The organism is Rhizorhabdus sp. P4_G5, from assembly GCF_056401065.1.
Window position 1 is genome coordinate 144,140 of record NZ_JBFUKB010000008.1, and the last position, 14,526, is coordinate 158,665.

Annotated in this window: 23 protein-coding genes; 1 reads left to right on the forward strand and 22 read right to left on the reverse strand. The window is 63.1% G+C overall.

The genetic code is table 11. The features are described from left to right. Positions 1–65: 65 nt before the first annotated feature. From rplQ to rpsM, 4 genes are all read right to left on the reverse strand, one after another. Positions 66–488 carry a 50S ribosomal protein L17 gene (gene rplQ, locus AC1DQK_RS15320; RefSeq protein WP_340317069.1) on the reverse strand — a complete coding sequence of 141 codons (423 nt, stop codon included), beginning with the start codon at positions 486–488 and terminating at the stop codon, positions 66–68. 191 nt (positions 489–679) lie between these two features. Beyond that, entirely contained in the window at positions 680–1,741 is a 1,062-nt protein-coding gene (locus AC1DQK_RS15325) for a DNA-directed RNA polymerase subunit alpha (protein ID WP_477872024.1), read from the reverse strand. 86 nt (positions 1,742–1,827) lie between these two features. Next, positions 1,828–2,217: a 30S ribosomal protein S11 gene (gene rpsK, locus AC1DQK_RS15330; RefSeq protein WP_011952170.1), complete on the reverse strand. Its 390-nt coding sequence runs from the start codon at positions 2,215–2,217 to the stop codon at positions 1,828–1,830. A 60-nt stretch (positions 2,218–2,277) separates the two neighbouring features. Next, positions 2,278–2,646, reverse strand: a complete 369-nt coding sequence (gene rpsM / locus AC1DQK_RS15335) for a 30S ribosomal protein S13 (RefSeq protein ID WP_046194300.1) — start codon at positions 2,644–2,646, stop codon at positions 2,278–2,280. Positions 2,647–2,912: 266 nt separating this feature from the next. On the opposite strand from rpsM, the gene AC1DQK_RS15340 reads away from it, so the two are divergent. Beyond that, positions 2,913–4,043, forward strand: coding sequence for an acyltransferase family protein (locus AC1DQK_RS15340; protein ID WP_477872027.1), 1,131 nt, complete (start codon positions 2,913–2,915; stop codon positions 4,041–4,043). 36 nt (positions 4,044–4,079) lie between these two features. On the opposite strand, the gene gdhA is transcribed toward AC1DQK_RS15340, so the two are convergent. From gdhA to rpsC, 18 genes are all read right to left on the reverse strand, one after another. Continuing rightward, positions 4,080–5,441 carry an NADP-specific glutamate dehydrogenase gene (gdhA, locus tag AC1DQK_RS15345; RefSeq protein ID WP_477872029.1) on the reverse strand — a complete coding sequence of 454 codons (1,362 nt, stop codon included), beginning with the start codon at positions 5,439–5,441 and terminating at the stop codon, positions 4,080–4,082. Between the two features lie 472 nt (positions 5,442–5,913). After that, positions 5,914–6,126, reverse strand: coding sequence for a hypothetical protein (locus tag AC1DQK_RS15350; protein WP_477872031.1), 213 nt, complete (start codon positions 6,124–6,126; stop codon positions 5,914–5,916). 70 nt (positions 6,127–6,196) lie between these two features. Further along, complete coding sequence (locus AC1DQK_RS15355) at positions 6,197–6,844, reverse strand: adenylate kinase (protein WP_477872033.1); 648 nt, start codon at positions 6,842–6,844, stop codon at positions 6,197–6,199. A 31-nt stretch (positions 6,845–6,875) separates the two neighbouring features. Then, positions 6,876–8,243, reverse strand: coding sequence for a preprotein translocase subunit SecY (secY, locus tag AC1DQK_RS15360; protein ID WP_477872035.1), 1,368 nt, complete (start codon positions 8,241–8,243; stop codon positions 6,876–6,878). Positions 8,244–8,349: 106 nt separating this feature from the next. Beyond that, complete coding sequence (gene rplO / locus AC1DQK_RS15365; RefSeq protein ID WP_477872037.1) at positions 8,350–8,904, reverse strand: 50S ribosomal protein L15; 555 nt, start codon at positions 8,902–8,904, stop codon at positions 8,350–8,352. Between the two features lie 115 nt (positions 8,905–9,019). Beyond that, positions 9,020–9,202: a 50S ribosomal protein L30 gene (gene rpmD, locus AC1DQK_RS15370; RefSeq protein ID WP_340317061.1), complete on the reverse strand. Its 183-nt coding sequence runs from the start codon at positions 9,200–9,202 to the stop codon at positions 9,020–9,022. Positions 9,203–9,208: 6 nt separating this feature from the next. After that, positions 9,209–9,940 carry a 30S ribosomal protein S5 gene (rpsE, locus tag AC1DQK_RS15375; protein ID WP_477872039.1) on the reverse strand — a complete coding sequence of 244 codons (732 nt, stop codon included), beginning with the start codon at positions 9,938–9,940 and terminating at the stop codon, positions 9,209–9,211. Then, complete coding sequence (gene rplR, locus AC1DQK_RS15380) at positions 9,941–10,297, reverse strand: 50S ribosomal protein L18 (RefSeq protein WP_477872041.1); 357 nt, start codon at positions 10,295–10,297, stop codon at positions 9,941–9,943. Further along, on the reverse strand, positions 10,297–10,830 hold the full coding sequence (rplF, locus tag AC1DQK_RS15385) for a 50S ribosomal protein L6 (protein ID WP_477872043.1): 534 nt from the start codon (positions 10,828–10,830) through the stop codon (positions 10,297–10,299). The genes rplR and rplF overlap by 1 nt, the downstream gene beginning before the upstream one ends. Continuing rightward, entirely contained in the window at positions 10,830–11,225 is a 396-nt protein-coding gene (rpsH, locus tag AC1DQK_RS15390) for a 30S ribosomal protein S8 (RefSeq protein ID WP_477872045.1), read from the reverse strand. Before rpsH ends, rplF begins: the two co-directional genes overlap by 1 nt. Positions 11,226–11,237: 12 nt before the next feature. Further along, on the reverse strand, positions 11,238–11,543 hold the full coding sequence (rpsN, locus tag AC1DQK_RS15395; protein ID WP_477872047.1) for a 30S ribosomal protein S14: 306 nt from the start codon (positions 11,541–11,543) through the stop codon (positions 11,238–11,240). Between the two features lie 32 nt (positions 11,544–11,575). Beyond that, on the reverse strand, positions 11,576–12,157 hold the full coding sequence (gene rplE / locus AC1DQK_RS15400) for a 50S ribosomal protein L5 (protein WP_477872049.1): 582 nt from the start codon (positions 12,155–12,157) through the stop codon (positions 11,576–11,578). Then, the gene (gene rplX, locus AC1DQK_RS15405; protein WP_477872051.1) at positions 12,150–12,467 is read right to left on the reverse strand and encodes a 50S ribosomal protein L24; all 318 of its coding nucleotides are present in this window, start codon (positions 12,465–12,467) and stop codon (positions 12,150–12,152) included. The genes rplE and rplX overlap by 8 nt, the downstream gene beginning before the upstream one ends. Next, positions 12,467–12,838 carry a 50S ribosomal protein L14 gene (rplN, locus tag AC1DQK_RS15410; RefSeq protein ID WP_011952186.1) on the reverse strand — a complete coding sequence of 124 codons (372 nt, stop codon included), beginning with the start codon at positions 12,836–12,838 and terminating at the stop codon, positions 12,467–12,469. Before rplN ends, rplX begins: the two co-directional genes overlap by 1 nt. Positions 12,839–12,857: 19 nt before the next feature. Continuing rightward, a complete protein-coding gene (gene rpsQ / locus AC1DQK_RS15415) occupies positions 12,858–13,118 on the reverse strand; it encodes a 30S ribosomal protein S17 (protein WP_477872054.1) in 261 nt (86 codons plus the stop codon). A gap of 12 nt (positions 13,119–13,130) precedes the next feature. Then, positions 13,131–13,334, reverse strand: coding sequence for a 50S ribosomal protein L29 (gene rpmC, locus AC1DQK_RS15420; protein ID WP_477872056.1), 204 nt, complete (start codon positions 13,332–13,334; stop codon positions 13,131–13,133). A gap of 1 nt (position 13,335) precedes the next feature. Next, complete coding sequence (gene rplP, locus AC1DQK_RS15425; protein WP_477872058.1) at positions 13,336–13,767, reverse strand: 50S ribosomal protein L16; 432 nt, start codon at positions 13,765–13,767, stop codon at positions 13,336–13,338. 63 nt (positions 13,768–13,830) lie between these two features. Then, the gene (gene rpsC / locus AC1DQK_RS15430; protein WP_477872060.1) at positions 13,831–14,526 is read right to left on the reverse strand and encodes a 30S ribosomal protein S3; all 696 of its coding nucleotides are present in this window, start codon (positions 14,524–14,526) and stop codon (positions 13,831–13,833) included.

Consider the following 14,526-nt stretch of genomic DNA (forward strand, 5'->3'; position numbering starts at 1 on the left):
AACGAAGAGAGCCGCGAGCGTAGCGCCCGCGGCTCTCTTTGCAATGCCGTCGGTAACGAAACCGGTCAGGCGGCTTCGGCGACGTCCTCGTCGCTGGCGACCGGGCCCGAATCCTGGCCCTTGGCCGAGACGTCGCGATCGACGAACTCGATGATCGCCATAGAGGCTGCGTCCGAAGCGCGGATGCCAGCCTTGATGATGCGGGTGTAGCCACCGTTGCGCGATGCGTAGCGCTCGGCCAGCACGTCGAACAGCTTCCGGAGCTGGGTATCGTCGAGCAGGCGCGCATGGGCAAGGCGGCGATTGGCCAGGCCGCCCTTCTTGGCGAGCGTCACGAGCTTCTCGACATAGGGGCGAAGCTCCTTCGCCTTTGCGAGGGTCGTGACGATCTGCTCATGCTTGATGAGCGCTGCCGACTGGTTGCGGAACAGCGCGGTACGATGTGATCCGGTCCGCTGAAGCTTACGACCGCCTACGCGATGGCGCATGATTTTGTCCTTCGTTTGTCAGAGGGCCGTACGAGGTACCCCAAGCCAGGCGGCAGTTTAGGGCGCCGCCCTTTCCCTTTCCTCCCTCGTCATTCCAGCGAAAGCTGGAATCTCTCTTCCTTAGCGGAAGAGAAAGGGAGATCCCGGCTTCCGCCGGGATGACAGGCGGGAGGATTGCTCCTCCAACCTCATCAGAATTCCTGTTCGAGCTTCTTGGCCATTTCCTCGATATTTTCAGGCGGCCAGCCTGGGATTTCCATGCCCAGGCGCAGCCCCATCGAAGCGAGGACTTCCTTGATCTCGTTGAGCGACTTGCGGCCGAAGTTCGGCGTGCGCAGCATCTCGGCTTCGGTCTTCTGGACCAGATCACCGATGTAGATGATGTTGTCGTTCTTGAGGCAGTTCGCCGAGCGGACGCTGAGCTCGAGCTCGTCGACCTTCTTGAGCAGGTAACGATTGAGCTGGTTGGCATCGCCTTCCGGCTCCGCTCCCCCGGCTGCCGGCGAGGCGGTGCCCGCAGTCGGCTGCGAGATCGCCATGCCATCGTCGAAGTGGACGAACAGCTGGAGCTGGTCCTGCAGGATGCGCGCCGAATAGGCCAGCGCGTCCTCTGGGGTCACGGTGCCGTCGGTCTCGATCGTGAGGGTGAGCTTGTCATAGTCGAGCTCCTGCCCGACGCGGGTGTTCTCGACCTTGTAGGCAACCTGGCGGACCGGCGAATAGAGCGCGTCCACCGGGATCAGGCCGATCGGCGCGTCCACCGGGCGGTTCGCCGCGGCGGTGACATAGCCCTTGCCGATATCCGCGGTCAGCTCCATGTTGAGCGTCGCGGCATCGTCGAGGTGACAGATCACCAGATCGGGGTTCATCACCTCGATGTCGCCGGTGGCCGCGATCATGCCCGCGGTGACTTCGGCGGGGCCCGTCGCGGAGAGCTGAAGGCGCTTCGGCCCCTCGCCCTGCATCTTGAGCGCGATCTGCTTCACGTTGAGCACGATATCGGTCACGTCCTCGCGCACACCCGCGAGCGACGAGAACTCGTGAAGCACGTTCTCGATCTTGATCGAGGTGACGGCCGCGCCCTGCAGCGAGGACAGCAGCACGCGGCGCAGCGAGTTGCCGAGCGTCAGGCCGAAACCCCGCTCGAGCGGCTCGGCGACGAAGGTCGCCTTGCGCTTGCTATCGCCGCCCGACTTCTTTTCGAGGCCGTTCGGCTTCTTGAGTTCCTGCCAGTTCTTTGCGTTGACAGCCACTGTGTTCCCCTTGGGGTATGGCAGGCGCGGAAGGCAACCTGCCGGAAATCGTTGAGAGCGGAAGGCACGCGGCCTTCCGCGCCGGATCAGACGCGGCGACGCTTCGAAGGGCGCACGCCATTATGCGGGATCGGCGTCACGTCGCGGATGGACGTGATGTGGAAGCCGACCGCCTGCAGCGCGCGCAGCGCCGACTCGCGGCCCGATCCGGGACCCTTCACCTCGACCTCGAGCGTGCGGACGCCGTGCTCGGCGGCCTTCTTGCCCGCGTCTTCGGCGGCGACCTGGGCTGCGTAAGGCGTCGACTTGCGGCTGCCCTTGAAGCCCATCATGCCTGCCGACGACCAGGCAATCGCATTGCCCTGTGCATCGGTGATCGTGATCATCGTGTTGTTGAAGCTGGCGTTCACATGCGCGACGCCGGCGGTGATGTTCTTGCGCTCGCGGCGGCGAATGCGCTGAGGTTCACGTGCCATGTTATCCGTTTCCTACCTGAAGGAGCGAGCGCCGGAGCGAAAGCCCGGCGCTCAAGCCCATTACTTCTTCTTGCCGGCGATCGGCTTGGCCTTGCCCTTGCGGGTGCGCGCATTGGTATGCGTGCGCTGACCGCGGACCGGCAGGCCCTTGCGATGACGCAGGCCGCGATAGCAGGCCAGATCCATCAGGCGCTTGATGTTCATCGCCACCTGGCGGCGAAGATCGCCTTCCACGGTATAGCTGGCGTCGATCGCCTCGCGGATCTGGAGCACTTCCTGATCGCTGAGGTCCTGGACGCGACGCTGCGGCTCGATGCCGAGCTTGGTGGTGATTTCCTTGGCCTTGGTCGAACCAATGCCGTGAATGTAGGTCAGCGCGATTTCGACGCGCTTGTTGGTCGGGATATTTACACCCGCGATACGTGCCACTGTGCTATTCTCCTGCTCCACGGTGCGGCTGGCAGACCGCTCCATCTCGACGCTCGCCCCATCGGACCGGGGCCGCCCCCCAGAACGCAGCAAACACGGCACGCGCGCGAAGCGGTACCGGTTGGAAGGTTAAGGGAGCGAGGGTCACTAGTCAGGTGATCGAGTCGTGTCAACCCGGAGGTCCGCGATCCGACGAAGATCCGCCGGATATGGGCTTGAGCCGCGTAATCGGGCAAGAAGAGATCGGAAATCCATGGGGGGCTCAGGTGATCGCGACGACCAGGCGGCTCGTTCCGTCCGACAGCAGCCGTTTCGGACATAATAATTTCGATGCGATCCGACTGACGATGGCGCTGCTGGTGGCCTTCTCGCACAGCTATGCGCTTCGCTTCGGCAACGAGGACCGCGAACCGATGTCGATCGCCACCAACGGCTTCTACAACAGCGGCGAGATCGGCGTCTGGGTGTTCTTCATCATCAGCGGCTTCCTGATTGCGCACAGCTACGAACGATCGGCTTCAAACCGCGCCTTCATGATCAAGCGCGTCCGCCGCATCTACCCCGGCTATCTGGCCGCTACCACGATCTGTGCCTTCGCGATCACCCCGCTGTTCGCGCCAGGTTTTACGATCGGGATCGGCGAAGTCGTGCGCACGATCGTGGGGAATCTGGTGCTTGCCAACCGCTTCCCCCTGCCCACGCTGTTCGCCGACAATCCGATCCCGGCGATCAACGGTTCGCTGTGGAGCATCAAATATGAGTTCCTCTGCTATCTCGGCGTGCTGATGCTGGGTATCCTCGCCCTACCGGTACGGCGCCTGACAGCGCTACTGGTCTATGCCGCCATTGTGGTGGCCTGGTGCTGGCTCGATCTCAGCGGCCGCAAACCGGGCGGCCCGGAACTGCTGCGCGCTGCGATCGGCTGGCCCTATCTCTGGTTCCAGATCCTTCCCAATTTCCTCGCGGGCATGATCGCTTACCTCTACCGTGACAGCATTCCGCGCTCCACGCTCCTGCTCGGCACGGGCGTGATCGCCTGCTTCACTGCTTTCCACTTCGGCGGCCGCGGCGCCATCGGCATCGTCGCGGCGCATCTGCTCGCTCCGCCCGTTCTCGCCTACCTCATGCTGTGGTGCGCCTTTCACCCCGCCATCGCGCTGTCGGGCGCCGCTCGCTACGGCGATTTTTCCTACGGTACCTATCTCTATGCCTTCGTCATCCAGCAGATGCTGGTCGCGACGCTCGATCTGTCCTTCCCGCTGTTCGTGCTGCTATCGCTGATCCTCGCGCTCTCCGCCGGCGTCGCCAGCTGGTGGGTAGTGGAGCGTCACTTCCTTAGGCACGGAGCCCCCGCCCGGCATCTCGCAGCCAAAGAAAGGGCGCCCGCTCATCTTTGAGCGGGCGCCCTGTCCTTCAGTCCGGGATCGGGGCGATCACACCACCCCGTAGGCCAGCATCGCGTCGGCGACCTTCTTGAAGCCGGCGATGTTGGCGCCCTTCACATAATCGATATGATCGGACCCGGCCGAGCCGCCATATTCGACGCAGCGCGAGTGAATGCCCTGCATGATGTCGATGAGGAGGCGCTGCAGTTCTTCTTCCTTCCACGAGATGCGGGCCGAGTTCTGGCTCATCTCGAGACCGGATACCGCGACGCCGCCGGCATTGGCGGCCTTGCCGGGTGCGAACAGGATCTTGGCCTTCTTGAAGACGTGCGTGCCATCCAGCGTGGTCGGCATGTTGGCGCCTTCCGACACCGCGAAGCAGCCATTCTTGACCAGCGTTGCGGCTTCTTCGGCGTTCAGCTCGTTCTGCGTTGCGCAAGGCACCGCCACGTCGCAGGGGACGCTCCACGGACGCGCGCCATTGCCATGGAACTGGGCGCCCTTGAACTCAGTGACATATTCCGAGATGCGGCCGCGGCGCTTGTTCTTGAGATCCTTGATCCAGTTGACCTTCTCCTGCGAGATGCCGTCCGGATCGTAGATATAGCCCTCGGAATCCGACAGGGTCAGCACCTTGCCGCCGAGCTGGTTGATCTTCTCGGCCGCATGCGTGGCGACATTGCCCGAACCCGAGATGACGGCGTTGAGGCCGACCATGTCCTTGCCCTTGGTCTTCAGCATTTCGAGCAGGAAGTAGACGGCGCCATAGCCAGTGGCCTCGGTGCGGATCAGTGAGCCGCCATATTCGAGGCCCTTGCCGGTGAGAACGCCGGTGAACTCGTTGGTGAGGCGCTTATACTGGCCGAACATGTAGCCGATCTCGCGGCCGCCCACGCCGATGTCGCCGGCGGGAACGTCGGTGTCAGCACCGATGTGGCGATAGAGCTCGTTCATGAAACTCTGGCAGAAGCGCATGACTTCGTTCGCGCTCTTGCCCTTCGGGTTGAAGTTCGAGCCGCCCTTGCCGCCGCCCATCGGCAAGCCGGTCAGTGCGTTCTTGAAGGTCTGCTCGAAGGCGAGAAACTTGAGCACGCTCTCGGTAACCGACGGATGGAAGCGGATGCCACCCTTGTACGGCCCGATGGAATTGTTGTTCTGGACGCGCCAGCCACGCTGCACGCGGATATTGCCGCTATCGTCTTCCCAGCAAACGCGGAAGCTGATGACGCGGTCGGGCTCGGCGATGCGGCGCAGGATCTGGTATTTGTGATACTGCTCCTTATCGGCGATGAAGTCGAAAATGTCCTCGGCGACTTCCTGCACGGCCTGCGCGAACTCCGGCTGGCCTGGATTGCGCTTCTTTACACCCTCGACGAACGACGCGAGATCGACATGATCAGAAACTGCCATTGGTTATCCCCTGCTCCTAAGACGCTGACCGTATCCCCGTGAGACTCGGCGTCCGTGACCAGAGGCATCCCGCGATTCCGTTACGCTAGCAAGTGCTTTCAGTGGAAAAATAATGGCATGACCCAGCTTCGGCGCCGGGCAGCGACAATGGTCCAGACCCGTAACTTATGAGGCCGTGATGGTGCGAAAGCGGGATGAGGCACGAGGAGGACGGTCGAAGGCGTGGCGGCGCCACGTCGAGATCGTTCGACGCTGCGGATCGCCCGCTTCCGCGCCACCCGAAGGGCAAGGGGAAAGAGCGCCCGTGGCCGCGTTGCGCGCTTGTCGGATAGCGCTGCTATCCGCCTGCGCTTGCGCCTTGCCACGAGCCCTCTTTCCCCTTGTCACAACCTCATAAGTTATGGGTCTCGACCTTAGAGTTGTGCCGACTTGCGGGCAGGCAGACAGGCTGCCGAAAATAGGCGCCGTCGCCTTACCAATGCTTCCAGAAGCCCAGCACCGAATCCAGTACCGTCACGGGCACGCCCAATCCGAGCGTCAATATCACCGCGAGGATCGCGATGAGCCCGGCCCAGGAATAGGCCCGCCTGGCAAGACTGATCACATAAGCCAGCCATGCCAGCCCCTCGCGCCGGGCCTTCGAGGATCGCCTCCGTCTACGCCGCCTAACCGGTTGCTGTTCCATTATGCAGGGAACATGCACCAAAATGCGTCAAAGCCAAAGTGACTTTGACGACACTCGGCCCGACAGTCGGTCAGGCGCCCAATATTCCCGCGATTGCGGCCGACACTTCATTCATATCGGCCATGCCGTCGACCCGCTGGACCAGCCCACGCGCTTCGTAGAGCGGCAGTATCGGCGCGGTCTTTGCCCGATATTCGGTCATGCGCGTGCGAACCGTTTCTTCGTTGTCGTCCGGGCGTCGCTTGAACTCGGCGCCGCCGCATTTGTCGCAGATGCCGGCGACCAGGGGCTTCTTGAAGGCATCGTGATAGCCCTCGCCGCAGCTCGCGCAGGTATAGCGGCCGGTGATCCGCTCGACGAGCGCATCCTCATCGACGTCCAGCTCGATCACATGATCGAGCGTGCGGCCGCGGCTTTTGAGAATCTGATCCAGCGAATGGGCCTGCGCCTCGGTGCGGGGATAGCCATCGAAGATGGCGCCTTCGTCCGGCGCCATGCTGTCCAGCTTCTCGCCGATCAGGCCGGAAACGATCTCATCCGAGACGAGTTCGCCCGCATCCATGACAGCCTTGGCCTTGAGGCCGACCGGGGTGCCGGCCTTGACCGCGGCGCGCAGCATGTCGCCGGTCGAGAGCTGCACCATGCCGCGATCGGCGACGAGTTTGGACGCCTGCGTACCCTTGCCGGCGCCGGGCGGTCCCAGCAGGATGATATTCACGAACGGTTGCTCCCCGCGAAATTCTGAAAGATCACCTGCGCTGCCCCCCCTTTAGTTTCGCCTTCTTGATAAGGTCGCCATATTGATGCGCCAGCAGATGGCTCTGGATCTGCGTGACCGTGTCGATGGTCACATTGACCACGATCAGCAGGCTGGTGCCGCCCAGCGCGATGCCCAGACCGTAGTGCGAAGTGACATATTCAGGCACCAGGCAGATGAAGGTCAGATAGGCAGCGCCGATCACGGTGATGCGCGTCAGAACATAATCGAGATAGTCGGCGGTATTCTTGCCCGGCCGGATGCCGGGGATGAAGCCGCCATAGCGCTTCAGGTTGTCCGCCGTTTCTTCCGGGTTGAACACCACCGCGGTGTAGAAGAAGCAGAAGAAGATGATCCCCGCGGCATAGAGAGCCATGTAGAGCGGCGTGCCGTGGTGGAGATACTGGTTCAGCGCGATGATGAAATCGCCCCACATGCTTTCACCCGCGGCGCGCTGGCCAGCGAACTGGCTCACCGTCAGCGGCATCAGCAGCAGTGACGAGGCGAAGATCGGCGGGATCACATTGGCGGTGTTGATCTTGAGCGGCAGGTGGCTCTTGTCGGCCTGCATATGGCCCCGAGCGGTTTGCCGTTTGGGATATTGGATCAGCACACGGCGCTGGGCGCGCTCCATGAAAACGATGCCGGCGACCAGCGCGACCACGCCCACCACAGCGGCGATGATGAACACCGCCGAGAGCGATCCGGTCCGGCCGCCTTCAAACAGGTTCGCCAGCGCGGTCGGCAGCTGCGACACGATACCGGCCATGATGATCAGCGAAACGCCGTTGCCGATGCCACGGCTGGTGATCTGCTCACCAAGCCACATCAGGAACATGGTGCCGCCGATCAGCGAGATCACGGTGGTGGCGCGGAAAAGATAGGGATCGACCACGACCGCATCCATCCCGGCGCTGGCACCCCAGCTTTCAAGGCCCACGGCTATGAAATAACCTTGGATCCCGGTCAGCAGCACCGTGCCGTAGCGGGTATATTGGTTGAGCTTCTTGCGCCCGCTCTCGCCTTCCTTCTTGATCGCGGCAAGCGTCGGCGACAGCGAGGTCGCCAGCTGCACCACGATCGAGGCCGTGATATACGGCATCACGCCGAGCGCGATCAGCGACATGCGCGTCAGCGAGCCGCCCGAGAAGGCGTTGAAGAAATCGAGCACGCCACCTTTGGTGGTGTCGAACAGCGATGCCAGCGCGCGCGGATCGAGCCCCGGCAGCGGCACATGGCTGAGCAGACGGAAGACGATCAATGCGCCCAGGGTGAACCACAGGCGCTTCTTGAGCTCGGTCGCCTTGGCGAACTGGCCCAGATTCACATTGGCGGCCATTTGTTCGGCTGCGGATGCCATAGTATTCACTGACCCCGGAAATGGAAACGGCGGGGGAGCCGATCAGCCCCTCCGCCGCCTCATATAGTGTTCGCGTCGGGCTTGTCTAAGCCCAATGCGAGGCGGCTCAAGCTTTGGCCGCAGCCTTCTTGGCTTCCTTGTCGGCAGCGCGCACCTTCTGGACGGTGCGATGCTTCGCCTTCGCCTTGTCGGCGGCGGCCACGACCTCGATCACCTCGACCGAACCGCCGGCCTTCTCGATCGCCGCCTTGGCGCCGGCCGAGATTCCGGCGACCTTGAACGACAGCTTCGCCGTCAGCTCGCCCTTGCCGAGCACGCGCACGCCGTCCTTGCCGCCACGGGCCACGCCGGCCGCCTGGAGAACGGCATGATCGATCACGCCGCTGGCCTCCAGCTTGCCGGCATCGACCAGCTTCTGGATCGCGCCGAGGTTCACCTCGGCATAATCCTTGGCGAAGATGTTGTTGAAGCCGCGCTTCGGGAGCCGCATGTGGAGCGGCATCTGGCCGCCTTCGAAGCCCTTGACGGAGACGCCGGAGCGGCTCTTCTGGCCCTTCTGGCCGCGCCCGGCGGTCTTGCCCAGGCCGGAGCCGATGCCACGTCCGACGCGCACCCGGCTCTTGCGGGCGCCTGCATTGTCGCGGAGATCGTTCAGTTTCATTTTGTGCACTCGCTTTCGCTATGTTCGCGCTGAAAATGATGGAAAGGGGCGGACGGCCTTCACCATCCACCCCGTTTCATCGCGGCCCTCCCCCTAGGGGCAGGACCATCGAGGATCAATCCTCGATTTTGACCATATGCTGGACCTTGGAGATCATGCCACGCACGGCCGGCGTGTCCTGGAGCTCGCGGGTCCGGTGCATCTTGTTGAGACCGAGGCCGATCAGCGTCGCGCGCTGATCGTCGGGGCGACGGATCGGCGAACCGATCTGCGTTACCTTGATCGTCTTGTCAGCCATCGTCACTTACTCCGTGATCGCCGCGGCATCGGCCTCGGCAACCGGAGCCGAAACACCGCCACGACCCAGCAGGTCGGCGATCTTCTTGCCACGGCGCTGCGAAACCGACTTCGGCGAAGTCTGCTCGCCGAGCGCCTCGAAGGTCGCCCGGATCATGTTGTACGGGTTCGAGGTGCCGACCGACTTGGTCACGACGTCATGGACGCCGAGGCTCTCGAAGATCGCGCGCATCGGACCGCCGGCGATGATGCCGGTGCCCGGAGGCGCGGTGCGGACCGTCACGCGGCCGGCGCCGAAATGGCCCTTGCCGTCATGATGCAGGGTCCGGCCCTCACGCAACGGAACACGAACCATCGCCTTCTTGGCCGCCGCGGTCGCCTTGGCGATCGCTTCCGGCACTTCGCGCGCCTTGCCATGGCCGAAGCCCGCACGACCCTTGCCGTCGCCCACGACGACCAGCGCCGCAAAGCCGAAGCGCTTGCCGCCCTTCACCGTCTTCGAGACGCGGTTGATGTGGACAAGCTTCTCGATCAGCTCTTCGCCCTGATCGTCGGTGTTCTTATTGCGATCGTCGCGACGGCCACGGTTGCCGTCACGGCCACGGCCGCCACGATCGTTGCCACCGCCGGCGCCACCGCCACGACCACGGCCGCCACGGCCTCGACGCTCGCCCTGGGGCTCGGCGCCAGGTACGGCTTCCGCTGGGGCTGCTGCCTGGATTTCGGTTTCGTCAGCCATTTAGAACTCCAATCCGCCTTCGCGGGCAGCATCGGCCAGCGCCTTGACGCGACCATGGAACAGGAAGCCGCCACGATCGAACACCACCTGGGTGACCCCGACCGCCTTGGCACGCTCGGCGACACGCTTGCCGACCGCTGCCGCCGCTTCCGCGGTGGCGCCGGTGCTGCCCTTGACATCCTTGTCGAGGGTCGACGCCGCTGCGACCGTGCGGCCGGCCTCGTCGTCGATGACCTGAGCGTAGATATGACGGCCCGAACGATGCACCGAGAGGCGCGGACGCATGCCGCCCTTCGAGCGAAGCGCGGTACGAACGCGCCGACGGCGGCGCTCGAAAAGAGAAAGACCCTTGGCCATTACTTCTTCTTCCCTTCCTTGCGGAAGATATACTCGCCGGCATATTTGATACCCTTGCCCTTGTAGGGCTCGGGCTTGCGCCAGCGGCGGATTTCGGCGGCGACCTGGCCGACCTGCTGCTTGTCGATTCCGGAGATATTGACCGTGGTCTGATCCGGCGTCGCGATCGTGATACCCTCGGGGATCGCGAAGTCGACATCATGGCTGTAGCCGAGCTGCAGCTTCAGGTTCTTGCCCTGGACGTTGGCGCGATAGCCGACGCCGGTGATCTGAAGGGTCTTGGTGTAGCCCTCCGTCACGCCGGTCACCAGGTTCTGCACCATCGTGCGCTGCATGCCCCAGAAGGACCGGGCGCGCTTCGTCTCGTTGGCTGGCAGGACCTGGATATGGCCCTCCTCGATCGCGTAGCTGACCTCGTCGGCCAGGCTCAGCGTGAGGGCACCCTTCGGGCCCTTGACCGAAAGCGTCTTGCCTTCGATCGAGGCGGTGACGCCGGCCGGTACGGGGACCGGCTTCTTACCAATGCGGCTCATCAGAAGACCTCCGCGAGAACCTCGCCGCCGACATTCTGCTCACGCGCTTCCGCGTCGGACAGAACACCCTTTGGCGTCGAGACGATGGTGATGCCCAGGCCGTTGCGAACGCGCGGCAGGTCCTTCGAACCCGAATAGACGCGGCGACCAGGCTTGGAGACACGGGCGACATGCTGAATAGCAGGTTGCCCTTCGAAATATTTCAGCTCGATGCGCAGGCCGTTGTGACCGGCGAGCTCTTCCTCGCTATAGCCACGGATATAGCCTTCGCGCTGAAGCACGTCGAGAACGCGGGCACGCAGCTTGGAAGCGGGAGAAGTCACGCTGTCCTTGCGGGCGCGCTGCCCATTGCGGATGCGGGTGAGCAAATCACCCAAGGGATCGGTCAGAGCCATCTTCTATCTTCCTTACCAGCTCGACTTCGTAACGCCGGGGATCAGGCCCTTGTTGGCCAGATCACGCAGCTGAATACGGCAAAGCCGGAACTTGCGATAATAAGCGCGGGGACGGCCCGTCACTTCGCAACGGTTGCGCACGCGGGTCGGATTCGCATTGCGCGGGATTTCAGCCAGCTTCAGCCGGGCGATCAGCCGCTCGGAATCATCCTTGCCTTCGTCGTCCGCGATCGCCTTGAGACGCGCATATTTGCCCGCATAAGCCTTGACCAGCTTCTTGCGACGCTCGTTCTTGTTGATCGAACTCAGTTTCGCCATGACTTAAGTTCTTCCTTCTCTGAGCAGACCGCTTACGCGGCCTGCTTCTGATCCTGATTTTCCACCGGGAAGGGGAAGCCGAACAGACGCAGCAGCTCGCGCGCTTCATCGTCGGTCTTCGCCGTGGTGGCGATGATGACATCCATGCCGCGGATCTTGTCCACCGAGTCATAGCTGATCTCCGGGAAGATCAGCTGTTCCTTCAGGCCGGTAGCATAGTTGCCGCGGCCGTCGAACGACTTGGGGTTCAGTCCACGAAAGTCGCGAACGCGAGGCAGCGCGACGGTAACGAAGCGGTCGAGGAACTCGTACATGCGCTCGCGGCGGAGGGTGACCTTCGCGCCGATCGGCATGCCCTCGCGCAGCTTGAACTGCGCGATCGACTTCTTCGCCTTGGTGATCACCGCCCGCTGGCCGGCGATCTTCGTCATTTCGTTCGCGGCCTGCTCGACCTTCTTCTTGTCCTGGGTAGCCTCACCAACGCCCATGTTCAGGACGATCTTGGTGATCTTCGGCACTTCCATGACGTTCTTGTAGCCGAACTTCTCGGTCATCGCCTTGATGATGGTGTCATCATAAAGCTTCTTGAAGCGCGGGATGTAGGCATCAGCCATTGATCGTCTCCCCGGTCTTGACCGCGACGCGGACCTTCTTGCCATCCTGGACTTCGAAGCGAACGCGCGTCGGCTTGCCGTCAGCGGTCGCGATCGCGACCTTCGAGACATGCATCGGCGCTTCGACACGCTCGAGACCACCCTGGGGGTTGGTCTGGCTCGCCTTGCGATGGCGGGTCGAGACATTTACGCCCGACACGATCACCTTGCCGTCCTTCGGAAAGGACTTGGTGACTTCGCCGGTCTTGCCCTTGTCCTTGCCGGACAGGACGACGACGCGGTCGCCCTTCTTGATCTTAAGCGAGGACATTACAGCACCTCAGGCGCGAGCGAGATGATCTTCATGTGGTTCTTGGCGCGGAGCTCGCGGACAACCGGGCCGAAGATGCGGGTGCCGATCGGCTCACCGCTGTTCTTGTTGATCAGGACGGCGGCATTGCCATCGAACCGGATCGTCGAACCGTCCGGACGGTGAATGTCCTTGGCGGTGCGCACGATGACCGCGCGATGCACGTCACCCTTCTTGACCTTGCCGCGCGGCGCCGCTTCCTTGATCGAGACGACGATGACGTCGCCCACGGTCGCGAAACGGCGCTTGGAACCGCCCAGCACCTTGATGCACTGCACCCTCTTGGCGCCGCTGTTGTCAGCTACGTCGAGGTTCGTCTGCATCTGGATCATTGTTCAGACCCTTCCGTAATCAGGCGTGGTTCGGCGTCGCGTGGGTATCAACCCGCTCGATCACCTTCCACGACTTAAGCTTCGAAATCGGCGCGGTCTCTTCGATGCGCACCGTCTCACCCTCGCGATACTGGTTAGTCTCGTCGTGGGCGTGATACTTCTTCGACCGCTTGATGATCTTGCCGTACATCGCGTGCTTCACGCGACGTTCGACCTTCACCACGACGGTCTTGTCGGTCTTGTCGGAGACCACCGTTCCGGTCAGCACGCGCTTCGGCATGGCTGGCGCTCCTTACTTTGCAGCCGCAGCATTACGCTGCGTCTGCAGGGTCTTGATCTGCGCGATGGTCCGACGGACCTCACGCACGCGGCTGGGCTTCTCGAGCTGGTTGGTCGCAGCCTGGAAGCGCAGGTTGAACTGCTCGCGCTTCAACTCGCCCAGTTCCTGGGAGAGCTGATCGTCGGTCTTTGCAGTGAGATCGGCAATCTTCGCCATCTTATGCGTCCTCGTAGATGGACTCGCCGAAGCGGGCGACCACCTTGGTCTTGATCGGGAGCTTCTCCATCGCGCGCTCGAAGGCGACGCGGGCAAGCGGGCCGGGCACGCCGTCCAGCTCGAACAGGATGCGGCCGGGCTTGACCCGCGCGGCCCAGAATTCCGGCGAACCCTTGCCCGAGCCCATGCGGACTTCGGCGGGCTTCGACGAAACCGGAACGTCCGGGAAGATGCGGATCCACAAGCGGCCCTGGCGCTTGATGTGGCGCGTGATCGCGCGGCGGGCCGCCTCGATCTGGCGTGCGGTGATCCGGTCCGGCTCAAGAGCCTTGAGGCCGAACGCGCCGAAGTTCAGCGTGGCGCCGCCCGGGGCGTTGCCATGGATCCGGCCCTTGTGGGCCTTACGGTATTTAGTGCGCTTTGGTTGCAGCATTTCTTATCGCCTTCTGACACCGATTGTCCGGTCGATCAGGCGACGCTGATAAGGGAAAATCCCTTATCGCGCCGGCCGGACCCCCGACGTCTGAGCTTCCATCATCAGCCTGTCCTGGGCCAGCGGATCGTGGCCGAGAATCTCGCCCTTGAAGATCCAGACCTTGATCCCGCACACGCCATAGGCGGTGTGGGCTTCGGCTTCGGCATAATCGACATTGGCGCGCAGCGTATGCAGCGGCACACGACCCTCGCGATACCATTCGGTCCGGGCGATCTCCGCGCCGCCGAGGCGGCCAGCGCAGGTGATCCTGATGCCCTCGGCACCGAGACGCAGCGCCGACTGAACCGCACGCTTCATGGCGCGGCGGAACGCGATACGACGCTCGAGCTGATCGGCGACGCCCTGGGCCACGAGCTTCGAGTCGATCTCGGGCTTGCGGATCTCGACGATGTTCAGCGAGACTTCCGACGAGGTCATCTTGCCGAGCGTGCGGCGAAGCTTCTCGATGTCGGCGCCCTTCTTGCCGATGATCACGCCGGGGCGTGCGGCATAGACCGAGATCCGGCACAGCTTGGCAGGACGCTCGATCACGACCTTGGAGATCGCGGCCTGCGGGATCGCCTTCATGATGTGCTTGCGGATCTTGAGATCCTCGAGCAGCAAACGACCATAATCGGCACCGTCGGCGTACCAGCGGCTGTCCCAGGTGCGGTTGATCTGCAGCCGCATGCCGATGGGGTTGGACTTCTGACCCAT